We start from the raw sequence: 26,281 nt of genomic DNA, 5'->3' as shown, positions 1-26,281 counted from the left end.
AAAATCATGAAAAAATATATCTATTTATTTCTCATCTCAGTCGTTGCTTTAGGCTTCAATTCTTGCTCAGACGATGATGATAATGCGCCGGGTAATCCGGTTATAAATGCAAACAATTCCTTCAACACTTCCAATAACGTTTTATTTGGAGATAGTCTTCCTTTCAAGATAAATGTATCTGATAGTGAAGTACCTCTTTCTACCCTGAAAGTACGACTCTATTATAGCGAAGAAATAGTGTCGGAAACAGTTATTCGGACTAAAACGAATGGAGATTATTCTGGAAAAATATTCATTCCATATTATGCTAATATTCCGAATGGAACAGCTACATTAAAATTAGTACTTCAAAATATTCACCTGACAATTACCGAACAGGAGTTTGACCTTCCTGTTCAACGTCCGGATTTCCCGTATCTTACTTTCGTAAGTAGCGAAGGTGAATATAAAATGAATCGTACAGGGCTGTATGAATATGAAGCAAAAGATAATTTTCCTGAGAAAATAAACGGTTATATCAAATCTCCGATAGTAGGCTCCAACGGAAATGAAATATTTTTTGGATGGGAGGATAATGCGATTATTCAAGGCTCACAAACATCTATACCATTCTCTTATTTTTCGGCAGGAGAATATTCTATCTCATTTAATACCTTAAATTATGAAGCGGCTCCGTTCATTGTAAACTATGTTATCAATGACGTGACTATGATAAGGATAGATGAAAATAATTATAAAGCTGAAATAGGTTTAACACAAGGGCAAGATGTAGAAGTAACAGGTATTAGCGATTTTTCAAGCTGGTGGATAGATGAAGATTTCTTCAGCAAAAGTGGAGCTAATCTTAAATTTAAACCTATCAGTGGAAAATATCGTATAACAGCTGATTTCTCACTCAAATACCTGAAAGTAGAAGCTATGCAGGGCAGTAATGTGGCCGGGCTTCAGTCAGATGGTTCGGGAGCTATATGGATTATCGGTGATAGTCAGGGAAAACCTGCTTATTCTAATTCGGGTTGGGATCCTAACAAGGCAATATGTATGGCTCCGATGGGTAATGGAAAATATCAGACAAGTTTTGTTGCCGGCAAAACTATTACATCAAAAGCAATAAACTTTGTATTCTTCCATGTAAAAGACTGGTCACCATCGTTTGGACCCGAAACCCTTACTGTGAATAGTGAACTTGTAATAATAGGTAAAGGAAAAGATATTAATGGTGTAGATAAAGGAAATATAGCCCTTGCAAGTGGAAAAACTCTTACAGATGGAAAAACTTATGTATTTGTTGTTGATGTTTCTGCCGGTATTGATAAAGCTGTATTAACTGTTGAAGAAAAATAAACCAAAATAGGTGGGTTGATTGGTTATCAAAGGGGGCTTAAGAGTACAAATTATTACTTTGTATTGTAAACAGAATGGAGGGTGGCATAACAGATTGTTGCCCTCTGTTTTTAAGTAGCTATTTAGCCATCAATTAAGTGTATTAGAATTAAAACATATTCACATGGAAGTATGAATACGAATATAAAAATTGTACTTATATGTTGCCTTAGTCTGTTTTTTGCAAATTTGCATGCAACAGTAAAGCTCTCTCATATATTTTCGGACAATATGGTCTTGCAAAGAGATAAACCGATAAAAGTATGGGGGTGGGCCGATAGAAATGAAACTATAGAAGTCTTTTTTTTCGGAGAAGTAAAAAAGACAAAAGCTGACAGATATGGAAAATGGACTTTATCTCTTGCAGAGGTTGCTTATGGAGGCCCTTATGAAATGATAGTAAAAGGAAAAAATAATAGCATTTCACTTAAAAATATTTTGATAGGTGATGTTTGGCTTTGCTCCGGACAGTCAAACATGGAAATGCCTGTTCATGGTTGGGGCTCAGTTTATAATTATCAGGAAGAAATAGATAATGCAGACTATCCACTCATAAGAGTTTTTAACGTAGTTAAAGGTATGAATGTACAGCCTCAGGAAGATTCTAATGGTTTTTGGACTGTTTGCTCGTCTCAGTCTGTTGCTAACTATTCAGCAGTAGCATATTTTTTTGCTCGAAAACTGAATAAAGAATTAAATATTCCTATTGGGATAATAAATTCTTCATGGGGAGGAACAGAAATAGAATCATGGATAAGTACAGATACATATAATGAGCTACCTGATAGGTTTAGTGAAAAATATAAAAATATAAAAATTACAGATTTTGAGCAGTTTGTAAGAGAGAATGAAACGAACAAAAATTTGTACCTTGCGGCCATGAATAACGATCCCGGCATAAACGAAGAATGGTTTAAACCCTCAGCCAATATTTCTTTGTGGAGCAAAATGCAAATTCCTCAGATGTGGGAAAATGTATTGGGAGATGTCGATGGCATAGTGTGGTTTAGATATAATGTTACGTTACCAGAAGGAGATGAAGGAAGGAACGCAACTATACAATTAGGAACTATTGATGATGATGACATAGTTTGGATAAATGGAGTGAAAATTGGCGAAACTCATGGATATGCGGTAAATAGACTGTATGATATTCCATCGGGAGTTCTTAGGTCTGGAGAAAATGTTATTACTGTGAGAGTTACAGATAATTCTGCTGGAGGTGGCATCTATGGTAATCCGGACAACTTATATTTGAAGACAGCAAAAGGAAAATATTCTCTGTCCGGCGAATGGTCATATAATCCTTCTGTAACTAATACAGCATTCAACTATGTAAACGTTTCGCCCAATATGCATTTCTCTCTGCTATACAATGCTATGATAAACCCTATTATTCAATTTTCTCTTAAAGGTATTATCTGGTATCAGGGTGAAAGCAATTCTTCTCAGGCATACAATTACCGCACCTTGTTTCCTGCAATGATTAACGATTGGCGCAAAAAATGGGGATATGAACTTCCTTTCTACTGGGTACAGTTGGCAAACTATATGAACAAAGATAAAATTCCTCAAGAGAGCGAATGGGCCGAATTACGTGAGGCGCAAGCACTCACATTATCTTTGCCACAAACTGCACAAGCTGTGATTACAGATATAGGAGAAGAAAATGATATTCATCCCCGCAACAAACAAGATGTTGGCTTGCGTTTGGCTCTTATAGCTTTGAAAAAGACTTATGGAATGGATAGTATTGTATGTTCAGGGCCTACCTTCAAGTCAATGAATATTATTGGAAGCAAGGCTTATATCGAATATAACAATGTAGGACAAGGCTTGTTGGTGAATAATAAATACGGATATATAGAAGGATTTGCTATAGCCGGTGCTGATAAAAAGTTTGAATGGGCAAAAGCATATCTTGATGGCGACAAAGTCATTGTTTTTTCTTCTAATGTTTCCAAGCCTGTAGCGGTACGTTATTCATGGTCTGACAATCCGGATGTAAACTTGTTTAATACAAGAGGTTTGCCTGCTGCTCCATTTCGTACGGACGATTGGTCAGTACACAAAGCTGATAGATAATTTGTGTTACTATCGGTATAGAAAATATTTAATATATAATATACTTTTAATAAATACATTATGAACAAGATTCTGAAACTAATTACTCTATTTTTCCTTACAGGATTATTATCCGTTTTATCTCAAAATAAATCGCCTATATATCTGGATGCGACTAAACCAATAGAAGAACGCATCGAAGATGCTCTCTCAAGAATGACGCTTGATGAAAAAGTAGCAATGCTTCATGCTCAGTCAAAGTTTAGTTCTGCGGGTGTACCCCGACTGGGTATTCCTGAATTTTGGACTACTGACGGGCCTCATGGAATACGCCCCGAAGTATTGTGGGATAAGTGGGAACAAGCAGGCTGGACAAACGACTCGTGCTTTGCATTCCCGGCGCTTACATGTCTTGCTGCTACGTGGGATACAGATTTGTCTTTTCTTTATGGCCATTCATTAGGAGAAGAAGCTCGTTATAGAAAAAAAGATATTCTTTTGGGTCCCGGCGTAAATATATACCGTACTCCACTAAATGGTAGGAATTTCGAATATATGGGAGAAGATCCGTTGCTATCGTCCCGAATGGTAGTTCCGTATATTAAAGGTGTACAACAGAATGGTGTCGCAGTTTGTGTAAAGCACTATGCTCTGAACAATCAAGAGACAAACAGACATACTACCAATGTTGTTCTCGACGATCGTGCCTTGTACGAAATATATCTTCCTGCTTTCAAGGCTGCTGTTCAAGAAGGAAAAGCGTGGTCTATAATGGGAGCATATAACTTATATAAGAATCAGCATGCCTGTCAAAACCAATATTTACTCAATGATATACTTCGTGGCGAATGGGGATTTGATGGTGTTGTAGTATCTGACTGGGGTGGAACTCATAGCACATCGCAAGCGATCTTCAACGGATTGGATATGGAATTTGGTACATGGACTGATGGCCTAGCTGTTGGAACAAGTAATGCTTATAATAGTTATTATTTGGCTAAACCATACCTTGATATGATTCATTCAGGGAAAGTAGGAACAAAAGAACTTGACGAGAAAGTACGTAGAATTTTACGCCTTGCTTTCCGTACTACAATGGATAAAAACAGACCTTTCGGATCTTTTGACTCTCCTGAACATAGTTCTGCCGGACTTAAAATAGCGCAAGACGGCACAGTACTATTAAAAAATACATCAAACGTATTGCCTATCAAGTTAGATAAAGCAAGTAAGATACTTGTCGTTGGTGAAAATGCTATAAAAATGATGACAGTAGGAGGGGGAAGTTCCTCTCTTAAAGCCAGATATGAGATACTTCCTCTTGAGGGAATACAAAGTAGAGTCGGAGCTCAAGCTAAAGTTACTTATACACGAGGATATGTTGGTGATCCTACAGGAGAATATAATGGAGTAGTTACAAAACAGGATTTAAAGGATGATCGTTCTTCGGAGGTATTACTTGCCGAAGCAGTAGATGCAGCAAAAGATGCAGATTATGTTATTTTCATTGGAGGGTTGAATAAAAGCGATTATCAGGATTGTGAAAATACAGACAGAGCAGGACTTGAACTACCTTATAATCAGGATAAAGTAATTGCTGAATTGGCAAAAGTAAATAATAAACTTATTGTAGTAAATATTTCGGGAAATGCTGTTGCAATGCCTTGGGTAAATGAAGTGCCAGCTATTGTTCAAACATGGTATCTTGGTTCTGAGGCAGGTAATGCTATCGCTTCGGTTCTGTTTGGTGATGTTAACCCTTCGGGAAAGCTGCCATTCTCTTTTCCTGCAAAACTGACTGATGTAGGTGCTCATAAACTAGGTGAATATCCCGGAAAAAAAGAAGATCTTGCTAATAAACGGGATACTGTGGATGTGACATATAACGAAAGTATATTTGTTGGATATCGTTGGTTAGATAAAGAGAAAATAAAACCTTTATTCAGTTTCGGACATGGATTGAGCTATACTACTTTCCAATATGGCAAGCCTGTTTCGGACAAAACAGAAGTAAGAGCAGATGGACATATAACCTTCTCCGTAAATCTGAAAAATACAGGAGATAGAGAAGGTGCTGAGATTGTACAGTTGTATATCAGCGATCTAAAATCTTCCTTACCTCGTCCTTTAAAAGAATTGAAGGCATTTAAGAAAATTTCTCTAAAAGCCGGAGAAGAAAAAACGGTGGAGCTTACTATTGATAAATCAGCGCTTAGCTTCTTCGATGCCAATAAGCATGAATGGATTGCAGAACTGGGTGATTTTGAGGCATTAATAGGATCGTCATCTTCTGATATCAAAGGAAAGGTTAAATTCAAATTGAAATAAAAGAATAAAGATAAAATAAGACAAAAGCCGGCAGAGAATATTTCTGTCGGCTTTTATTTTATAGATTATTCCTATCTTTATTCTTATAGAAAAATAGCTCCTTGTATGTATTATTATATTCATATTATTATTGTCTATGTTGTTTTTGGAATAGGTGCAGGAGTTCGATATATCTATTATCGAATAAGGGGTAAAAAGAAAAAATATGATGATCTTATTGCTCCTACTTTTAAAAACACATGGAATATTCTTATTTCAGCTATTGTTATTTGGCTATTCATCTGGGGAGCAATATCTCTTGATGAGCGACTAAAGAGGAATAATCCTCATAAGATAGAAACATTAATGAGAAAGAGATATTAAAGAAATGTTGTATAGTATTGGTTATTAGTTGTATAATTAACGCCTATTTCTTCCTCCTGCCGAAGTTTTGTCTAAAAGAATTGATATCTGTCAAAAATAACTATTTTTGTATTAGAGGATGAGATAAAGATTTAGCAAGAAAGAGGTGTAGTCGCCTCATTGATTCATGCCTATTCTGAGATTCAGTAATACTTTGATTTTNNAAAATCAAAGTATTACTGAAAGTAAATGCTCATCCTCTTTTTTGTATTTCAGAATGATGAATATATTATTAGGCATACTCGCAATCGCTTTACTATACTTACTTTACAAACTTTTTTATAAAAAAAGAGGAGATGAGTATAGCCGAGATACAAGCGGATATGATCGGGGAACTAATAGTAATGAGAAGGAAGAAAGACCGAAAGACCAACCTAAAAAAAGTGTTTTCTCATTCTTTGGTCGTAAAAATATAGAGAAGCCTCAGATTGCAAAAAGACAGGGATTAATAGCTCGTCTTTTCTTAGCGCCTCTTCCTTTCGATGACAAAGCAATAACATGGTGTGCAAACTTTTTGGTAATAGAAAAAAATATTTTAATTGATATTTTAAGAGATACATCAAAATATTATTCTCGTTTCAGATTAGGCAAGCGAAGTGGAGGCTTCAGAGAAATATCGGCACCTGTTACTGCCTTATTGAATATTCAGAAAACAATTTATAAGCGTACTTTACTATCTGCCAACGTGCATACATCCTGCACAGGGTTTCGTCAGAATGTATCTGTTGTCGATAATGCTAAACCTCATTTGGGTAAGCCTCATGTGCTGAAAGTTGATATTGTCGATTTTTTCGGTTCTATAAAGAAATCCAGAATAATAAAAGTTTTTGAAAGTTTTGGCTATCCCTCCAATATATCGCAAGTACTTGCCGAATTATGCTCTTTCGAAGGAAAGTTGCCTCAGGGAGCAGCTACAAGTCCTGCTCTTAGCAACATTGTTGCATACGATATGGATGTAAAGCTAATGTCTATTGCTCAAAAACATAATTTTACTTATACCAGGTATGCTGACGATTTAACCTTTTCGGGAGAAAATATTCTTTTTGAAGAGGTTTTATCTGAAGTCAACAATATCGTAAAAGATGAAAAGTTTGTAATACAAAGGAAAAAGACTCGCTTTCTCACCGAAAAGAAACGAAAGATAGTGACAGGAATATCTATAAGCTCAGGCAAAAAATTGATGATTCCTAAATCGAAAAAACGTGAAGTGAGAAAAAATGTTCACTATATTCTTACTAAAGGACTTACCGATCATCAACGATTTATAGGTTCTACCGATCCTTCCTATTTGAAGCGCCTGTTGGGCTATCTAAATTTTTGGCTCATGGTAGAACCCGACAACGACTATGTGAAAAAGTCTATTGCCTCTCTTAAAAAACTGTAAACTCTATATTATTACTGCACGATCATTTTTTATTTTTAGAAAACTTCTTTCTAAGGCTTTTATCACTCCTCGGTGCATAGCTGCATCTACGTTCGAACCGCCTCGTGCAAAACCGAATAGTTGAGCACACAATCTAGACAGATCTGTTGTTGGCAGGCTTATCTCATCTGTTAATAGATATTTCATAGCATTTGCCACTTCTTCAGGAGGTAGATCTACAGCATCTCTCATTCCTGTGCGAAAGAGGTCATATTCTAGGTATTGCTCTTTACTTAGCCAATAGAATGTTAAGTCTTCGTACTGTGAAGAATAGAAATCTGTTGTTGCTAATAACTTGTTAAAATAACTATCAAGCCTTTGTCCTAGCCGCGATATTCCCCATGCTGTAAGAATTCTTTTGTATAACAACGATTTACTGATAGGAGCTTCGGCCTTTATTACCATTTTTATTTGTTTTAGGATAAGCTCCTTATAATTTGGCTGAAAAAATTCTTCACTGGAATATGGAGAAGGATTAAGTACTGAGCCCTGATATGGACGTATAGTGTCTACCAGAGATTTTGCAATCTCTTGTTTGTCTACAGATGCTTCATTTACAAGAGTAGCTTCGTCCTCTTTTGTAATATCGTCTATAGCTTGTTCTTCATTCGCTTCAATAGCTTCTTTTATTGTTTGCAAAACGGCATTTGGATTCTCCCACCAGTCGAGTGTCCATATCTTGAGTATTTTCCATCCAAGCATTTTTAGTACACTATTTTGTACTATTTCTCTATCTCTAACCATTTTTGCCTGTCTGTAATTTTCTCCATCACATATAATTCCGAGCTTATACTTCGACGGATTTTCGTTGTCTACAATACCTATATCTATCTTGTAGCCTGAACAGCCAATATTGATATCTGCTTTGTAGCCTTCCTTTTCCAGCCTAGCAGCTATAATATTATTAATTGAGTATTCCGAAATAGCCTTTTGAGTTTTTGAAGTCACATGTCCGCCTTTTTCGGCATACTCTAAGAAGCGCTTAAGTCCTGCAACTCCAATAGCCGATGTTCGATTGAGATCAATTTGATCGGAGCGTAATGTCGAATATATGATCATTTCGTATCTGGCTCTCGATACAGCTACATTTAGTCTGCGTTCACCTCCTAATCTATTCAGTGGTCCGAAGTTCATACTCACGCGTCCATCTTTATCGGGTCCGTAACCCACCGAGAAGAAAATGATATCCCTTTCATCGCCTTGTACATTTTCCAGATTCTTTATAAATAGAGGTTCTTCGCATTCGAGAGCAAGACTTTCCAGAACAGGATTTTGCATAAAAACGTCAGAAAGCAGATCTTCGATAAGAGATTGCTGTACCGAGCTAAATGTGACTATACCTATGCTTTTTCTCCTCAGCGTCTTATCTTCCAGTCTTCTTACTATTTCGTCGACAATAGCTTGTGCTTCTGCTTTATTTTGTCGCGACTTCCCTTTGTCGTAATGTCCTTTGATAGGAATAAACTTTACTTTCGATTCTATATTATCAGGTGAAGGGAATGTTAATAGCTTATTGTCATAGTATTCTGAGTTACTGAATGCTATCAAGCTTTCATGTTTACTTCTATAGTGCCATAATAAGTATTTGGAGGGCATAGAAAGAGCCAGACAGTCGTCCAGAATACTCTCCAGATCTTCCATTTCTATATTTTCATCATCGACTGAATTTACCGAGAAGAAGTTTGTCGGAGGCATTTGTTTTGGATCACCTACTATTACAACATTCGTTCCGCGAGCAATAGCTCCTACTGCTTCATAAGTCGGCATTTGAGATGCTTCGTCAAAAACTATGAGATCAAATTTTTCTGTATTTACATCTATATATTGAGCCACAGATATAGGACTCATCAACATACATGGACACATACGAGGAAGTAGAGTAGGAATAAGATCGAACAGTCTGCGAATGGAAATACCTCGAGCATTGTTTCGTATATTTCGTTGCAAAATGCCTACTTCCGAATTTTGGGTAGCCTCTCTGGTAAAAGAAGGAATATTGGCTGCTAGTTTAGCGTATAGCTCTCTTCTGACAAGTTGCTCAAATTCAGCAACAAGCTTCTTATATTTTTCTATTGTATCATTAAATATTTTACCTTTAAATAGATCCAAACTAGGTTCTTTTGAAATAATATAGTTTATTACAGCTTTATAAAAACTTTTATAAAAAGTATTAATCAACGCTGCGGCTTCTATATTGTCGTCTTTGTATTGTCGGGCAATAAAACCTAATTGTAGATTTTCCATCTTGTTGTGGACGAGTAGCCATTGATACCAATCTTTGAGCTTATCTATATTATCGTACCATATGTATAATTGTTTTAAAGCTGTTTCTGTCCAGTTGTCAAATTGTTTGTACAATACATCATGAGTTGTTCCTAATATATTGTACAATAGGTTTTCCTGTCTGTTCAGTTTTATTATAAGACTATTTACAGCAATGAGTATTTCTCCATGCATGCTCCTGAAAGTCGTTATGCCATCTGTTAACTGCAACGATAAGATTTGTCTTATACTTGTAGCCTTAGATATATCTTTGGTATAATCAAGTATTAGCGAATTGATGATGGAGGTATCAGCAACTATCTGCTCTATAGCTTTCCAATCTTCATTTCCGGAGCGGCCATATTTTCGGAAATAGAGAGGTATATCTTCTTTATATTTTTTCAGATATGCCTGTTCGGACTGATACTCTATTATGTCTTCTAATATTTTGGCTATCTGATCTTTATTTATCTGGCTAATTGCATGAGTCGCAAGCTGTTTCTTAACAGCTCTTTGTCCCAAAAACTTAGGGATAAACCATTTGTTGAGAGTTTGATTCCAATCGAATAATAGCTTTTTTGCATCAAGGGTCAATACTCCTTCCGAAAAAACAGACAATAAGTCTGTCTTTAGCCTGTCATTGTTCCTTCCGTGATGACACACTTCACGATATTCTTCTAAAATATCGTTTAATAGAGGAGAAGCGAGTAATGCGGAAGAGAGTTCAGGTATATTCAATAATTTATCTATTATACCAGCTACTACCTCTATGTTTTTTCTATCTTTATAAATATCGAATTCGTTAAAAATATCAGGTAAGAGTGCTAATTGTTTTTGCACTTCAGAGATGAGCGTAATCGTATTTCTAACGCATTCAGCTACTTCGTCTTTAGTGGCAGATGAATATTGTTTTATAGCAATACCTGTTAATGGATGCTTATACGGGTGTCCGCATGCATTAGTTGTAGATACTAACAACTCTAATGTTTCGTGCCATTGATGAAGTGTATTCTTATTCAAATCAGAAAAAAGAGATTCCGGTATATTAAATACGGGTTTGTCTTCTATTTGTTGATATTTAACTATAGCATCGAATAGTGAAAGACCAAACGGATACACTTTATGCAGAGCTTTTATATATTTGTTCATTTCGGTGCGCAATGCGAAAATGCGCTCAGCTTCTTGTTCGAAATTTTCGGGTGGTATCGTTTTTACTACTTCAGTAGTCTCTTTTAGTTGAGATAGAATTGCTCCCTTTTTTGTCTTATTGGAATGTAGTTCCAGACAGAAAGGAGCTAAACCTATAGCTTCGAGCCGACGTTGCACAACCGAAAGAGCAGCCATTTTTTCAGCAACAAATAATACTCGCTTACCCCTGTATAGAGCGTTGGCTATTAAATTTGTTATCGTTTGGGATTTGCCCGTTCCCGGAGGTCCATGAAGAATGAAATTTCTCCCCTCGGCTGCTTCCCATATAGCTTCTAATTGGGATGAGTCGGCACTGATAGGCAATACTACTTCATTGGGAGGTAAAGTTTCATCCAAAGTTTTCGCATCCATGGTCGGCTCTTCTATGTTCCATTCTATTTTTCCATTCATCAAACTCGAAACCACATTGTTTTCTATCAGTTTATGAGCATTGTTGTGTATGTCGTTCCACATAATGAACTTACTGAACGAAAATAGTCCCAGAATAGCTTGCTCTTCCACATCCCATTTAGGCTGATTCTTTATACTGTTTCGAATAATAGTGTAAATGAGTTTTACGTTTACTCCGCTTTCATCAGTAGGTAAAGGGTCTAGTCCCGAAATAATTATGTTAAAATTCTGGCGAAGCATTTCCAACAATGTGATATTCATCATTGTTTCTTCTTCGCGCGAACGAATCACGTACCCTTTAGCTGCTGATTTTCTTATTATCTCCACAGGAATAAGTAATATCGGCGCATAGCGAGGTCGTTCGCTCAATTTTGTTTCATACCACTTCAATAAGCCTAAAGCGATATATAATGTATTAGCTCCGTTTTCTTCCATAGCTGTTCGTGAAGAGCGATACAGATAAGTAAGAGCTTTACTTAGATCGTTCTCACTGAAATAGGAGCGAAGTCGTTTTTGTGTCAGTTCAGACTTTATAAGGTCTATTATAGGATCTGCTTCTGAAAGAGACTTGTATAGTCCGAAGTCGAACAAAGGGTTGTCCCAATCAGTTGGTTTGTGCATTATTCGAAACTCGTCTCCATTGGCCAAAGCATCCTCAAACAAGTCCAGATTGGCAGAAATGAGTTGTAAAGTATTTTTTGTTATTCTTATATTTAGTAGATTATTTCTCAGGCTCAGATCTAATAATTTTCGTTCCCACAATAGTTGTTTTGTTATAACCATCTCTGAACTTATGCCCGACAGATCGTAAGGATTGATCGTCTGCGGACTTGTTCGTGATTTGTCTAGATTGGAGGAAACCTCTTCTTCAATTTCCCAATGTTTTCCATTCAGTATTCGTTGAGGTATCGGTTTTATTCCCGAAGAGCGTGCTCTTTTCACATCTATTGCCAGCATAAATCCAGACTGGGAGAGGCGTTTGTTCGCAGCCTTTACAGCATCATCAAAATCCATATTCTGCCCCATATTCATACATGTAGTCTCTATCAAAGTGATATCGTTGATACCATCAGCAGTTCGTTTACTTATCAAAGAAATATCGTCGGTGATACTATCGGGAAATGTTTCGGGAATGAGCCAGCCTCCGGCAAAAGCGTGCCCATCGACTACTATAATGAGAGGATGTATTCCTATAGCTTCGAGACATGAAGCGTAGAGTAGTGCCATATCTAGACATGTACCTAGCTTTTGTGTCATCACTGAATCTATGAGCCGTATACGCTGACCGTATTCTTCGAAACTGGCAGGTACAGTACTGTATATAATTTCTTGTTCGGCAATGGCTGTATATATAGCAGCCATTTGTTTTTGTACTCTGTCGGGATTTCTGCTCTGATATTCGTCTAAAGAAGGACTACCCGTCCATTGCTCGAGAACAGCGGCTGTTCTTTTTATTATGGGTACTGTAGCAGGGTGATTGGGAGTGACAAAGGATGATAGTATTTCAGGTAAGACGTCAATTCCTCCCCACTGATCATATGCTAATATATTTATAGGATATTTTTCTTCAAGTAACAGTTCATCTTTCGAGTATATTTTGAGAGATATATCACCTGATACTCGTTCGGTAAGTTGAGCAAAGTAGTTAGACGAAAGGCTTAATTGGGGTATTTCGACTCTTATTTTTTCTTTTGCAGCAACGACTTCAATAGATATGGGAGAGACTGTTGCAAACTCAGGATCGGTAGCTAATACTATTTTCAGATCTCTGAGTGCATTTTGAGCCAGATTCTCTATAAAAAGATCGCGTATTATAGATACTCTATTTTGCTGCATAGCAAAATTTACGACAGGTAAATAATAAAATTCAATGTTAAGTTTATTCTGCTCGTTTTCCATATTTATTAAAGTGGAGTTGAAATGCTATCTTTATAACAGGGATTAAAGATAATAATCTATCTAATAATTTTTATATTACATTCTAACTATTAAGTATATATTATTGGAAGTTATTAATTAAAACCATAAAGTCGTCTCGACTTTATGGTTTTAACCACAGGGAAAAAGGAGTAACATGAAGTTTTTTCTTTTTAGATGAAAGTATAGTAGTGTAAAAGATATATATTTAAAAATAATTTTTTTTCTCTTTTTACTCTGTGTTTTAAAGGCAAGGTCAGCTCTTACTTTCTGAATATAGAGTCAGAATTTTTGTCTCTTGACATAAAACATCCTGGTAGGTTCATAAATCACTTACATCAAGGTAATTTTTTAGAGTTAATTTTACCTCATGATGAAGATTTAAGAGCTAGGAAATGCAACACATATCATATCTGTAGTGCCCAATTGGATAAGATTGCTATATGTCGTACTTTGTCCACTAGTAAATGCTTGTGGCTGCAATGTCTTTGTACCATCCACTAACAATGGCGTATCTGTATGGAAAAATAAGTTTATGTTCCCTATTGGAATAATTCTCTGCAAGGTGATAAAATTTCTAAAGATTCCATTTTGTAAATATAAAGTTCTATTAGAGAACTTGATTGTAAAAAAGAGACATTTATTTAAAATATTTAAATATGCAACATTGTTGCATTTGTTATTTTTGTTATATTTGCATTTCTGATTCAAATGACGAATATTTCAGATGAAATCAATTTATAATAAAGTTATTTTAATCTCTGATGAAAATATATAATACACTATTATTATTCCTTCTCTCTATCGTTTACTCTTATTCTCAGAGTACATATCATGTAAGTGGCAGGGTAACTAATGAAAACAAATTGCCTTTAGAAGCTGCATCAATATATGTAGAATATAGCAATGAGATTGTTCAAAGCAATAAAGACGGATATTACTCATTAGTAGTGGCACACAATAAAATAATCATTTTATCTGTAAAATCGTTGGGGTATGTATCTCAATCGATACAAATAGAAGTGACTGGAAACATAAAACAGGACTTTGTTTTGGAGAAAGATAATCTTGAGTTGAAAGAAGTGCTTATTGAAGGAAATAAGTTTAAAGATATTCAAATGCAATCTTCTCAAAACCTTATTAAGGTAAACCAATCTTACATTGAGGAAAACTTTTCGGGTAGTTTGACGAATACTTTGGAGAAAATTCCCGGAGTCAAGGCTATGAGTATTGGGTCGGGGCAATCTAAGCCCGCAATAAGAGGTTTAGGGTTTAATCGTATGATTGTTTCTGAAAACGGAATTAAACACGAAGGGCAGCAATGGGGAGAAGATCATGGGCTGGAAATAGATCAGTTTACAATTGATGATATTGAGATTATTAAAGGTCCGGGATCATTGTTGTATGGTTCGGATGCTATTGGAGGAGTTATAAGTCTGCGAAACAATTACATTCCGACAAAGAGTACAGAGGGAAGATTAAACTTGTTTGCTCGTAGCAATAACGAGTCGGTAGGACTCTCTGCCCAGTTGGCAGGGAAGAAGAACAAATTTTATTATAAAGCCAACTTTACGTTTATTGATTATGCCGACTATAAAGTACCTACCGATAGTATTCAATATTATTCGTATTATATAAAGCTGAAAAAGAAAAGACTTCGTAACACAGCCGGAAAAGAACAAAATGGCGGTTTTACGATGGGATATATTTCCAAAGCATTCAAATCCAATTTCCATATATCGAATATATATACCAAAAGTGGCTTTTTTGCTGATGCACACGGATTAGAAGTTCGCATGTCAGATATTGACTATGATAAATCTTTTCGGGATATAGATCTACCTTACCATTCGGTCAATCACTTTAAGTTGATAAACAATTCTGTTTGGCAGCTTGATAAAGTTCGTCTGGAGGGAAATTTTGCTTTTCAGAACAATTTGCGTAAAGAACGATCTGAACCCGTTTCGCATGGTTATATGCCTATACCGTTAAACTCATTAGAAAGAAAGTTTAATAAAAACACATATACAGCAAACCTTTCTTCTAAATTTCGGCTTGCAGACAAACATCATATAAATGCTGGATTAAGTATTGAGCATCAAGACAACAAACGTGAAGGGTGGGGGTTTATTATCCCCGATTTTGAAAACACATCTTTTGGAGGGTATGCTCTGGATAGATATCATATATCCGATAATTTGATTTTAAGTGCAGGGGCTCGTTTTGATTTTATACACACACATATATCTGAATATCATGATTGGTACAAAACTCCAATAGAAGGCTCGGATTCGTTATACAAAGAACGTTCGGCAAACCTGAATCGCTCATTTAGTAGTTTTAGTTGGTCTGCCGGAATCAATTATATGATAAACAAGTGGAGCTTTAAGGCAAATTTAGGTAAAAGTTTTCGCGCTCCTACACCTAAGGAGTTAGGTTCTGATGGGATAAATTATCATATTTTTCGTTTCGAAAGAGGTTATTCTGATCTGTCTCCTGAAGAGTCTTATCAATTGGACTTAGGTATCAATTGGACTAATAACATTTTCAATATTCAGTTCGATCCGTATGTGAACTATTTTCCTAACTATATATACCTCAATCCGACATCTGACTATTATGAAGGCTTGCAAGTGTATTATTATACACAAAGCAAAGTGTTTAGATATGGATTTGAGGCAGAATGTATCTGGAAAATGTCTGACAAATTCGAGTCTGAATTTTCTGGCGAATACTTACATTCCAGGCAGCTTTCTGGCGACAAGAAAGGATATACACTTCCTTTTTCTCCACCATGGTCTGCTTCGGCAACTCTGAAATATTCTCCCAAAACAAGATGGAGTGGACGTGATGCCTATATTTCTGTAAACTATAAAATAACAGGTAACCAAAATGAAATAGTACCTCCTGAAAATAAGACAAAAGGATATAGCACCTTGAATATATCTGCTGGAAGAACTTTTGCATGGAAGGAATCTAAGATAAAAGTTAGTATGCAAGGACAAAACTTGATGAACAAAAAATATTACGATCATACAAGCTATTATCGCCTGATAGATGTACCGGAACCGGGACGTAATTTCTCTGTTATGGTTGGTCTTGATTTCTGATAAATTATCAGGCAATAGTTCAAATCATTTAATAACCGGGATATGTATATCCCTTAAAAACAAATAAATTATGAGTAAAAAATTAGTATGGGGAACCGTTTTTATCTTAAATTTCTGCTTGCTGGTGTTTGCTTCATGTAGCAATGATGACAATGACGAAAATCCTTCTAAACCGATTATTCACTTGACCGAGATAGGCAGTGAGAATAGTAGGATTGCGGTTGCAGGCGGCGATCTACATTTAGAGGGTAATATTGTAGCCGATGGTGTAATACAGCGTATAGATATAGAAATACATAAAGAGGAAGGCAGCAGCTTTAAGATTGAAAAGTCGTATGTAAATGGAAAGTATATCGGTGTGAAAAATGCTGATTTCCATGAGCATATTGACATTCCTACTGAAACACCGGAAGGAGAATATCACTTACACTTTACTGTTACAGATAAGTTTGGACAAGCAACAACTGTTGAATCGGAGTTGGTTATAGAATCGGTACCTGTGAATATTAGCATTGAAGGTCTGAATTTTGGTTCAGGACACGATTTTCCGGACAATAAAATTGCATATATCGGTACATCTCCAGTTGTAGAGGCAACATCTATTAAGGCAGAAAGCGGTATAGATAGAATATTTGTAGAAATTCACAGTGAGGGAGAGACTGCTGCTTTTGAACTGGATACAGTTTATGCATATACGGGTGAAACAGAATTGAAAGATTTCCACAAGCATTTGGTAGTTCCTGATAATGCACCTTCAGGAGATTACCACCTTCATTTTAAAGTATATGACAAAAATGGGAAATCGCTTACTAAGTCGTTAGATATAGTAGTAAAAGAAGCTGGAATTACAGTTTCTGATCTGGAAATAGGAAGCAATAATTCTGCAACAGCTTCAAATATCCATACCGAATTTAAGGTGAATACTCTTGATCCAATTTCTTCTATCCGTGTGCGTATCTATAAAGCTTCTGCTCCTGCTACATATTTTTATAATAATACTTTCTCAGACGATTTTGTGTCAGGCGATGTCAAAGAGTTCATCTTTCATAAGCATTTAGCAGCAACAGGTGCAGCAGTAGGGGAATATCTTATTGAGATTAGAACCAATGATAATAAGGGTGCGTATAAGACCATAAAAGAAAAACTAATAATAACAGCTTAAAAAAAGCAGCATATTATGAAAATGAAGTATATATTCTATTGTTTTATTTTTTCTTTTCTGTTAGCATGTAGTGGTAGCGATGATGATGATAAGGATATGGAAAAACCCGGAATAAATATGAACGGAAGTAATTCTTTCCCTCAGAACTGTGTTATTCTGTATCGAGGCGAAAGTTTCTCTTTTAGGGCTATCTTTACCGATAATGTAGAATTAGGGAGTTATAGTATAGAAATACATAACAATTTTGATCATCATTCGCATAGTACTGATAATGTAGAATGTGACTTAGAGCCTAAAAAGAAACCGATAAAAGCTTTTGTATATAATCAAGACTTTGCTATTCCTGAGGGGAAGATCATATATGAAGCAAATGAGGAGATTTCTATTCCTGAAGATGTTGACACAGGAGATTATCACTTTATGGTCCGAGTCACAGATAAAGCCGGATGGCAACAATTAAGAGCGATAAGTCTGAAAATAATGGATAAAAAATAATTTTGAACATAATTCCGGATATACGAAGCTATATTCGGAATTATTTTTTTTGACATTCAGGGCAGATACCTTCCAGTAATATCTGAGCCGATTCTACTTTATAACCAGCAGGTAAATGAATATTTCTGTCCATCAAAGAAGAGTCGAGGCAAATAACTTTATCACAACTTGTGCAATGAAAATGAGGATGTATTTTCGAAAGTACAAGATGGCTGCTCAATGCGTATTTAACTGTCGCATTATTCAATACCACACGGTGAATAATTTTACTTTCCTCCAAGGTTTTTAAAGAACGATAAAAAGTTACACGATCGAAAAGATCTGCAAAAGCATCTTTTATCTCGTTCTCAGTCAGTGCTGTATCGTCACTTTCTATCAACTTGTCGATAATACATTTACGGCAAACTGTTTTTTTTATTCCATGCTCTTTTAAGATCTGTTCAGCTGTCATGTCTCGTTTGTTTTTACAAAAATAGTAAAAAGCTTAATATAATGATTGTTATATAGATGTTTTAAGAGTAAATCATTTGTCAAACCCCTAACTTTTTCTCCTTTTAATTCGGTTTTCTTCATATAGTAGGCTTTTATTTATAGACATCTAAGAATAAAATTACACCTATAGACTCAATTTCGTGAATATAAATGTCGGATAAAAGATAGAAACAATGAATCTGTCTTATTGTAGAAATTAACATATAAGAGAATCGTTTAATATATCTCTTAAATTACCCTTTTCATGCGATTTTAATAATGTAATGTATACATAAAGCTTGTGTGTCTTATTGTATTTTATACAAAATATAAGTGATTATAATACAGATATTTAATAAAAATATTTGTTGTGTTTTTATTCTTATTTGTATTTGTATTTATATATTTGTACAAAACATAATAAGATTAGGACTAAATACCATGAAGCCTAGATTTATTCATACCTATGTCTCAGTTGATTGTGTTGTCTTCGGTTTCGATGATGATGGTCTCAATATACTCCTTGTCAGGAGAGATGAAAACAATCAGAAAGATCTGAAGCTACCGGGTAGTCTTATCTACGATGAGGAAGATGTAGACGATGCGGCAAATCGTGTTCTCTTCGAACTGACAGGAATAAAAAAAATGACACTTCGTCAATTTCGTTGTTTTGCTTCACCGGACCGGGCTAGCAAATCGGAAGATATAAAATGGCTGGATAAAGAGTATCAACCTAATATCAATAGGCTAATTACTGTTGCTTATCTTTCGTTATGTAAAATAGATCGTAAATTAAACAATGTTTCTAAATATAAGCAGACCGAATGGTGCCCTTTGCGTGAAATTCCGAAAATGCCTTTCGATCACAATCAGATTGTAAAAGAATCATTAAACGAAATAAGACGTTGGATAGAACATGACCCTTCTATGGTATTTGAGCTATTACCTAATAAATTTACAATAAGCCAACTCCATCGTTTGTATGAAGCTATTTATGAGAAAGATATAGATATTCGAAATTTCCATAAGAAGGTAACGGCCATGCCTTATGTTGTGCGACTTGAGGAAATACAGAAAAATGTATCGCATCGGGCAGCCCGTTTTTATAAATTCGATAAAAAAGCTCATAATAAGTATAAGGCGAATATGTAGCTCAAAATAAGTCTATAAATAACAAAAAAGATATGTACCTACTTGGATATGATATAGGCAGTTCATCAGTAAAGGTTTGCTTGGTGAATGCCGAAACAGGGAGAATTGTGTCTTCTGATTTCTTCCCAAAAGAAGAAATGAAAATAACAGCCGTAAAGTCGGGATGGGCAGAGCAAGAGCCATCCCTATGGTGGGAAAATCTCAAGTTGGCACATCTCTCGGTAATGCAAAAGTCAGGTATTAAAAGTGATGAAATCAAAGGAATCGGTATCACCTGGCAAATGCATGGTTTAGTTTTAGTAGATAAGGATAAGAATGTTTTGCGTCCTTCTATAATTTGGTGCGATAGCCGTGCTATACCTTATGGAGAGAAGGCTTTTCGGGAAATAGGAGAGGAGAGATGTTTAAGTCGTTTATTAAACTCTCCCGGCAACTTTACGGCATCAAAATTGGCATGGGTAAAGGAAAATGAGCCTCATATATATGAAAAGGTAGATAAACTGATGCTTCCCGGCGATTATATAGGAATGAAGCTGACAGGCGATGCTGTAATGACAATTGAAGGCCTGTCGGAAGGTATGTTTTGGGATTTTAAAGCAAATGATCTGTCTGACGATGTTCTCAATTTTTATGGCATTCCCAGAAGTTTATTTCCTGAGATCAAGCCAATATTTGGTATACAGGGATATGTATCGGCAGAGGCCGCCAAAGAGTTAGGTCTGAAAGAAGGTACTCCTGTTTCGTTCCGTGCAGGCGATCAGCCAAACAACGCCTTATCTCTGAATGTTGTGGAGCCGGGCGAGATTGCATCCACAGCAGGAACTTCAGGGGTAGTGTATGGAGTTCTCGATCAGTTGAATTATGATAAGCTATCGAGGGTGAATACCTTTGCTCATGTGAATTATACGCCCGAACAGATTCGTCTGGGAGTTCTTCTTTGTATCAATGGTACAGGCATTCTCAATTCGTGGCTGAAACGTAATCTGGCTTTAGAAGGACTATCTTATGATGATATGAATAAGCTCGCAGCACAATCGCCGATAGGAGCAAGAGGGGTAAGCATTGTTCCCTTCGGCAATGGTGCTGAGCGTGTATTAGAAAATAAAAATGTGAATTGCTCCATGCACGGTATTAATTTCAATATTCACGACAAGAAAGATATTATTCGTGCAGCTCAGGAAGGTATTGTTTTTTCTTATGAGTATGGTATGGAAATTATGCGGGAAATGGGAATGAATATACATACTGTTAAAGCCGGATTTACAAATATGTTTCTTAGTCCTGTCTTTTCTCAGACACTGGCGAGTGTCAGTAATGTGAATATCGAATTGTTTAATACCGATGGGGCAGCCGGAGCAGCAAAAGGAGCCGGCATCGGGATAGGATTGTACTCTTCGGCAAAAGAAGCTTTTGCTTCGTTAGAAAATCTTGGAACAATAGAGCCTGAATATAACAAGAAGGCTCAATACAGAGATGCGTATGAGAGGTGGAAAGAAATTGTTATGAAGAATTGAAACCTGACTCGCTATTCCAGTTTTTACATAAGAAATAAATCAAAAAGGGTCTATGACCTTAAACTATTATTCATAAAAAAGGTGTTATGGAAATTTTAAAAGGAACAAAAGAGTTTTTTCCGGGTATAGGAAAAATAAAATTTGAAGGTAAAGAAAGTAAAAACCCGATGGCTTATCGTTTTTATGACGAGAATAGAGTCGTAATGGGCAAAACAATGAAAGACTGGATGCGTTTTTCTATGGCATACTGGCATACGTTGTGCGCTAACGGAGGAGATCCGTTTGGAGGAGCCACAATACATCATCCTTGGAATATTGGCAATGATGCTATAAGCAAAGCAAAATATAAGATGGATGCAGCATTTGAGTTTATGACTAAGATGGGTATTCCTTTCTATTGCTTCCACGATGTAGACTTGGTAGATGCAGGTAATTCATGGGGCGAATATGAAAGTAATCTTCAAACCATTGTAGATTATGCTAAAGAAAAACAAGCTGCATCGGGCATAAAACTATTGTGGGGAACAGCCAATGTGTTTAGTCACGAGCGTTATATGAATGGAGCTTCAACGAATCCTGATTTCGAGGTTGTAGCATGTGCAGCCACACAGGTAAAGAATGCCATTGATGCTACTATTGCTCTTGGAGGATCTAATTACGTATTTTGGGGTGGCCGCGAAGGTTATATGAGCCTGTTGAATACAGATATGAAGCGTGAAAAGGATCATCTTGCCCAGTTTCTAACCATGGCCCGTGATTATGCTCGTAAACAAGGTTTTACCGGAACATTTCTTATAGAGCCTAAGCCAATGGAACCAACGAAACATCAATATGATTACGATACCGAAACAGTTATAGGATTTCTTCGTAATTACGGTCTTGATAAAGATTTCAAAGTAAATATCGAAGTAAACCATGCAACTCTTGCAGGCCATACATTCGAGCATGAATTGCAGGCTGCTGCCGATGCCGGATTATTGGGTAGTATCGATGCCAATAGAGGAGATTATCAGAATGGTTGGGACACAGACCAGTTCCCACTCGATATTTATGATTTCGCTCATGCCTGGCTTGTAATGCTTCCTGCCGGAGGACTGGGCAATGGTGGTGTTAATTTCGATGCTAAGATTCGTCGAAATTCTACAGATATGGATGATCTGTTCATTGCTCATATTTCAGGTATGGATGTGTTTGCACGTGGACTGCTCGTTGCTGCCGATATTCTTGCTAATTCAGATTATAATAAACTGCGTCAGACTCGTTATTCTTCGTTCGATAGTGGCGAGGGTAAAGTTTTCGAAGATGGTAAACTTACTCTCGAAGATCTGCGTACAATAGCTCATAAGGTAGGTGAACCTAAGCAAATAAGCGGCAAGCAAGAGCTTTACGAAGCTATTGTAAATCTGTATATCTAGCCTCCTGATTATTCTGTTTATAATTTCAATATTATAAGTCTCTCTACATAGCCTCTCTTTATAGGGAGGCTCGAGAGACATAAATCTTTACCAATGAAAAACGAAATAAATAAGTTTTATACGCTCAAACTGACTTTAATAGCTACGCTTGGCGGACTATTATTCGGCTATGATACAGCGGTAATATCCGGTACGGTAGAGTCTTTACGACATTTTTTCATTGAGCCGATGGGATTACCCCTAAATGAGGCTAATGCGATGGAGGGCTTTGTGATAAGTAGTGCTCTTATGGGCTGTATACTTGGTGCTGCGGTAGCCGGATGGCTGAGTCAGACTTTTGGTCGTAAAAAAGCTCTGTTCGTTGCGGCAATTCTATTTTTGTTAGCAGCTATCGGTTCGGCATGGCCTGAAATTGGCTTCCGCATGCCTTCGGCCGGAGATCATTCTTTTGTATATCATTTTGTGTTTTATCGTATACTTGGAGGTATAGGGGTAGGTATTGCCTCTATGGTTTCGCCTATGTATATTGCAGAAATTGCACCTCCGAACAAGAGGGGAAGCCTCGTTGGATTGAATCAGTTCGCAATAATATTTGGTATGCTTGTTGTATATTTTGTCAACTATTTTATAGCTAAGCAAGGCGATACTCAATGGTTGCATGTAACAGGATGGCGATGGATGTTTGCTTCTCTTGCCATACCTTCTACTATATTCTTTTTGCTGCTATTTATTGCTCCCGAAACACCTAGATGGCTGGTCATGAAGGGACGTATGGCTCAGGCTGAGAATATTCTGTCTAAATTGATGGGCAGTGCTTTAGCCAAACAAGAAGTATCGGAAATACAACAAAGCTTTGATAAAGAGGAAAATGTTTCTCTCAAACCGTATTATCGTTTTATGATAACATGGCTGATCCTTTTTGTTGTAGGTATAATCACTCTTTCTTTGGCAGGAGTTTCTTCTGCTTTGGAAATAGCAATGATAGCAAGTTTTGTAATAGCATTATATGTGCCTATTAGGTCTTATGGCTTTCTTATCATCATCACAGGCGTGTTATTATCTGCTTTTCAGCAGTTTGTGGGAATTAATGTAGTTCTCTACTATGCTCCCGAAATATTTAAGAGTATGGGTTCAGGTACAGATTCAGCCCTCTTGCAAACAATAATAGTTGGTGTTATCAATCTGTCGTTTACTGTATTAGCTATTATGACTGTCGATAGGTTTGGACGGAAGCCATTACTTATTACCGGAGCTTTAGTTATGGCTGTGTCTATGTTGGGTCTAGGTACTTCTTTTTCTCAAGGATTACCCGGAGGATTGAAATTGGTTTTTATGCTAACCTATACTGCCGGCTTCGCTATGTCGTGGGGGCCTGTTTGCTGGGTAATGCTTTCCGAAATCTTTCCAAACTCTGTTCGTTCCAGTGTAATGTCGATAGCTGTTGCAGCACAATGGGTTTCAAACTTTCTCATCTCATGGACATTTCCTATTATGGACAAGAATGAAACTCTGGTTAATACCTTCAATCATGGGTTCTCGTATTGGATTTATGGTATTTTAGCTGTTGCTGCAGCATTGTTTGTTTGGAAGCGTCTGCCTGAGACTAAAGGGAAGACTTTAGAAGACATGGAAAATATATGGAAGAAATAAGCTCTATAGCTGTATTGTGTTTTAGGTGAATAAGGTGGTTAGGTTTCAAAATCAGAGAGCCTCGAAAGAGGCTTTCTGTTACTAAACATATTATAACACAAATATAATTTCTTATTATAAAGAGATACAGTATTATAAGTATTGAATAGAACAATATTCATTCACATAGCACAATGCATTCTGAGTTAAAAAAATATTGATATCGCAGAAGTATTAAACATTTTATATAATTTTGATACATGGGATTCACTAATTCAGATGCAATAGATCAATTGTTCTGGAGGATAGCTCTTAATGATGATGAAGATGCTTTTCGCTCTTTGTTTTTTGAGTTTTTCTCTTCTTTGTGCGTATTTGCGCATCGACATATTGATGATTGGGATACGTGTGAAGATTTAGTACAAGACACTTTCTTTAAAGTGTGGAAAAACAGAAAGACGATAGAGATAAATACATCAAGCCGAAACTTTCTTATTACCAGTGTTCGCAATTCGTGTATAGATTATCTACGAAAACAAGACTCGGCTCGCTTATGGCAAGAAAGAGAAGTTTTAGACAAATCGAAATATGCATCAGACGACCTGTATTCTCACATCGAACTGGAACAAATGCTTATAAAAGCACTAGCAAAATTACCTGAAAACGTGAGAAGTGTATTCGAGCTAAACCGTTTTGAAGGCAAATCATACAAAGAAATTGCAGAACAACAGGGTGTCTCAATAAAGACGGTGGAAGCCCATATGACTAAAGCCCTTAAGACTTTAAGGGTCGAATTAAAAGATTATTTACCTCTTCTTATTCTTTTTTTCTGGTAATTTATATATTTTTTCATAGGGTATATCCTATTTCGTTCGTCTAGTATATAAAAGGATAAAAAAGTGAATATTGATACCAAATATATAATTACTTTTCTGGAAGGGAAATTACCTGCCGAAGAACAAAAACTATTTGAAGAACAAATAGAGGCTTCAGCAGAATTGCAGAAAGAAGTCGATGATATAACTTTTATTTGGAAAACTTCATCAGAATTGAAACTGCATACTAAAGCCAATACTGAGAAGAACTGGAAAATAGTTTCTAATCGAATTCGTAAAGATAGGTATAAGACTAGATTTCTAAATTTTACGCGCAACGCAGCAGCAATATTACTGCTTCCTATACTGCTTTTGACTGGTTTTTGGTATTTCAAATCAAATGAAGATATTCCTGTACAACAAATAGAAGTATCGTCTGCCTATGGACTGATAACAAGAACAATGCTCCCTGATGGTACTGAAGTGTGGTTAAACTCCGGATCTAAATTAATCTATCCTCAGAAATTTACTTCAAACAAAAGGGTTGTACATCTTTTGGGAGAGGCTTACTTTAAGGTTAGTTCAGATAAAGCGAATCGTTTCGATGTGGTAATGTTTAACGATCTTGTAGTGAGTGCTTATGGGACAGAATTCAATATAAATGCATACCATGAAGATAAAGGTATCGATGTTACCTTGGTAAAGGGTAATATTGAAGTGAAAAATATGGATAGTCCAACTGCAAAAGACGTTATTCCCGGACAACACTTATCTTACATGAAGGAAGATCGGTCTATGAAGGTTGAAGAGGCTAATCTTGCTGTCAAGACAGGATGGGTAGAAGGGAAAATGATATTTAGAAGAGCTAGTATGACGGAGGTTGTACAACGTTTGTCTCGCCACTTCAATGTCGATATACGCCTGGAAGGAAAAGAATTGTATGGCTATGAATATTCTGCCACCTTTACGACAGAAACCTTAAGCGAAATACTCCGTTTGTTGGAAAAAACAGCTCCGATAGAGTATAAAATGATTGAACCGGAACAGTCTGGAGATAATAGTTTCTCGAAAAGAGTAGTTATAATCAGTATGAAAAACTAATAGACTCATTGTTTTAAACATGTTAACATCTTAGAATAA

Annotated in this window: 16 protein-coding genes; 14 read left to right on the top strand and 2 right to left on the bottom strand. The window is 36.3% G+C overall.

The window, feature by feature from the left end:
- The first annotated feature begins 6 nt into the window (after window positions 1-6).
- The 5 genes from BGC7_RS11425 (at window position 7) to BGC7_RS11405 (ending at window position 7,561) form a co-directional block, all read left to right on the top strand.
- Window positions 7-1,344, top strand: a complete 1,338-nt coding sequence (locus BGC7_RS11425) for a DUF5125 domain-containing protein (RefSeq protein ID WP_050701717.1) — start codon at window positions 7-9, stop codon at window positions 1,342-1,344.
- Window positions 1,345-1,515: 171 nt separating this feature from the next.
- Complete coding sequence (locus BGC7_RS11420; RefSeq protein ID WP_050701716.1) at window positions 1,516-3,468, top strand: sialate O-acetylesterase; 1,953 nt, start codon at window positions 1,516-1,518, stop codon at window positions 3,466-3,468.
- 60 nt (window positions 3,469-3,528) lie between these two features.
- Window positions 3,529-5,775, top strand: coding sequence for a glycoside hydrolase family 3 C-terminal domain-containing protein (locus BGC7_RS11415; RefSeq protein WP_050701715.1), 2,247 nt, complete (start codon window positions 3,529-3,531; stop codon window positions 5,773-5,775).
- Between the two features lie 105 nt (window positions 5,776-5,880).
- Window positions 5,881-6,138 carry a hypothetical protein gene (locus tag BGC7_RS11410; protein WP_050701714.1) on the top strand — a complete coding sequence of 86 codons (258 nt, stop codon included), beginning with the start codon at window positions 5,881-5,883 and terminating at the stop codon, window positions 6,136-6,138.
- 259 nt (window positions 6,139-6,397) lie between these two features.
- Window positions 6,398-7,561 (top strand): retron St85 family RNA-directed DNA polymerase, encoded by a 1,164-nt coding sequence (locus BGC7_RS11405; protein ID WP_082206675.1) that lies wholly within the window; start codon window positions 6,398-6,400, stop codon window positions 7,559-7,561.
- Between the two features lie 3 nt (window positions 7,562-7,564).
- On the opposite strand, the gene BGC7_RS11400 is transcribed toward BGC7_RS11405, so the two are convergent.
- Window positions 7,565-13,360 (bottom strand): DUF3320 domain-containing protein, encoded by a 5,796-nt coding sequence (locus BGC7_RS11400; RefSeq protein ID WP_050701712.1) that lies wholly within the window; start codon window positions 13,358-13,360, stop codon window positions 7,565-7,567.
- 782 nt (window positions 13,361-14,142) lie between these two features.
- On the opposite strand from BGC7_RS11400, the gene BGC7_RS11395 reads away from it, so the two are divergent.
- The 3 genes from BGC7_RS11395 to BGC7_RS11385 all read left to right on the top strand — a co-directional run bounded on the left by BGC7_RS11395 (window position 14,143) and on the right by BGC7_RS11385 (window position 18,145).
- On the top strand, window positions 14,143-16,488 hold the full coding sequence (locus BGC7_RS11395) for a TonB-dependent receptor (protein ID WP_082206662.1): 2,346 nt from the start codon (window positions 14,143-14,145) through the stop codon (window positions 16,486-16,488).
- A gap of 70 nt (window positions 16,489-16,558) precedes the next feature.
- The gene (locus tag BGC7_RS11390; protein WP_050701711.1) at window positions 16,559-17,650 is read left to right on the top strand and encodes a DUF4625 domain-containing protein; all 1,092 of its coding nucleotides are present in this window, start codon (window positions 16,559-16,561) and stop codon (window positions 17,648-17,650) included.
- Window positions 17,651-17,665: 15 nt separating this feature from the next.
- Complete coding sequence (locus BGC7_RS11385) at window positions 17,666-18,145, top strand: DUF4625 domain-containing protein (RefSeq protein WP_050701710.1); 480 nt, start codon at window positions 17,666-17,668, stop codon at window positions 18,143-18,145.
- 40 nt (window positions 18,146-18,185) lie between these two features.
- Here BGC7_RS11385 and BGC7_RS11380 read toward each other — a convergent pair whose 3' ends face one another.
- On the bottom strand, window positions 18,186-18,596 hold the full coding sequence (locus BGC7_RS11380; RefSeq protein ID WP_050701709.1) for a Fur family transcriptional regulator: 411 nt from the start codon (window positions 18,594-18,596) through the stop codon (window positions 18,186-18,188).
- A gap of 461 nt (window positions 18,597-19,057) precedes the next feature.
- Here BGC7_RS11380 and BGC7_RS11375 point away from each other — a divergent pair, with 461 nt between their 5' ends.
- The 6 genes from BGC7_RS11375 to BGC7_RS11350 all read left to right on the top strand — a co-directional run bounded on the left by BGC7_RS11375 (window position 19,058) and on the right by BGC7_RS11350 (window position 26,242).
- Entirely contained in the window at window positions 19,058-19,768 is a 711-nt protein-coding gene (locus BGC7_RS11375; protein WP_050701708.1) for an NUDIX hydrolase, read from the top strand.
- 32 nt (window positions 19,769-19,800) lie between these two features.
- Window positions 19,801-21,282 carry a xylulokinase gene (locus BGC7_RS11370; protein ID WP_050701707.1) on the top strand — a complete coding sequence of 494 codons (1,482 nt, stop codon included), beginning with the start codon at window positions 19,801-19,803 and terminating at the stop codon, window positions 21,280-21,282.
- A gap of 86 nt (window positions 21,283-21,368) precedes the next feature.
- On the top strand, window positions 21,369-22,697 hold the full coding sequence (xylA, locus tag BGC7_RS11365; protein WP_050701706.1) for a xylose isomerase: 1,329 nt from the start codon (window positions 21,369-21,371) through the stop codon (window positions 22,695-22,697).
- Window positions 22,698-22,790: 93 nt separating this feature from the next.
- On the top strand, window positions 22,791-24,347 hold the full coding sequence (gene xylE, locus BGC7_RS11360) for a D-xylose transporter XylE (RefSeq protein WP_050701705.1): 1,557 nt from the start codon (window positions 22,791-22,793) through the stop codon (window positions 24,345-24,347).
- Between the two features lie 239 nt (window positions 24,348-24,586).
- Window positions 24,587-25,162, top strand: coding sequence for an RNA polymerase sigma-70 factor (locus BGC7_RS11355; RefSeq protein ID WP_050701704.1), 576 nt, complete (start codon window positions 24,587-24,589; stop codon window positions 25,160-25,162).
- Between the two features lie 63 nt (window positions 25,163-25,225).
- A complete protein-coding gene (locus tag BGC7_RS11350; protein ID WP_050701703.1) occupies window positions 25,226-26,242 on the top strand; it encodes a FecR family protein in 1,017 nt (338 codons plus the stop codon).
- Window positions 26,243-26,281 lie beyond the last annotated feature (39 nt).

The organism is Dysgonomonas sp. BGC7, assembly GCF_001261735.1.
Taxonomy (GTDB): domain Bacteria; phylum Bacteroidota; class Bacteroidia; order Bacteroidales; family Dysgonomonadaceae; genus Dysgonomonas.
Note: the sequence above shows the minus strand (reverse complement) of the source record. Positions and strands in the feature narration are given on the sequence as shown.

Excerpts from the sequence above, each read along its gene's own strand:
- BGC7_RS11425 (WP_050701717.1), top strand. The coding sequence starts at position 7 with ATGAAAAAATATATCTATTTATTTCTCATCTCAGTCGTTGCTTTAGGC.
- BGC7_RS11420 (WP_050701716.1), top strand. The coding sequence starts at position 1,516 with ATGAATACGAATATAAAAATTGTACTTATATGTTGCCTTAGTCTGTTT.
- BGC7_RS11415 (WP_050701715.1), top strand. The coding sequence starts at position 3,529 with ATGAACAAGATTCTGAAACTAATTACTCTATTTTTCCTTACAGGATTA.
- BGC7_RS11410 (WP_050701714.1), top strand. The coding sequence starts at position 5,881 with ATGTATTATTATATTCATATTATTATTGTCTATGTTGTTTTTGGAATA.
- BGC7_RS11405 (WP_082206675.1), top strand. The coding sequence starts at position 6,398 with ATGAATATATTATTAGGCATACTCGCAATCGCTTTACTATACTTACTT.
- BGC7_RS11400 (WP_050701712.1), bottom strand. The coding sequence starts at position 13,360 with ATGGAAAACGAGCAGAATAAACTTAACATTGAATTTTATTATTTACCT.
- BGC7_RS11395 (WP_082206662.1), top strand. The coding sequence starts at position 14,143 with ATGAAAATATATAATACACTATTATTATTCCTTCTCTCTATCGTTTAC.
- BGC7_RS11390 (WP_050701711.1), top strand. The coding sequence starts at position 16,559 with ATGAGTAAAAAATTAGTATGGGGAACCGTTTTTATCTTAAATTTCTGC.
- BGC7_RS11385 (WP_050701710.1), top strand. The coding sequence starts at position 17,666 with ATGAAAATGAAGTATATATTCTATTGTTTTATTTTTTCTTTTCTGTTA.
- BGC7_RS11380 (WP_050701709.1), bottom strand. The coding sequence starts at position 18,596 with ATGACAGCTGAACAGATCTTAAAAGAGCATGGAATAAAAAAAACAGTT.
- BGC7_RS11375 (WP_050701708.1), top strand. The coding sequence starts at position 19,058 with ATGAAGCCTAGATTTATTCATACCTATGTCTCAGTTGATTGTGTTGTC.
- BGC7_RS11370 (WP_050701707.1), top strand. The coding sequence starts at position 19,801 with ATGTACCTACTTGGATATGATATAGGCAGTTCATCAGTAAAGGTTTGC.
- xylA (WP_050701706.1), top strand. The coding sequence starts at position 21,369 with ATGGAAATTTTAAAAGGAACAAAAGAGTTTTTTCCGGGTATAGGAAAA.
- xylE (WP_050701705.1), top strand. The coding sequence starts at position 22,791 with ATGAAAAACGAAATAAATAAGTTTTATACGCTCAAACTGACTTTAATA.
- BGC7_RS11355 (WP_050701704.1), top strand. The coding sequence starts at position 24,587 with ATGGGATTCACTAATTCAGATGCAATAGATCAATTGTTCTGGAGGATA.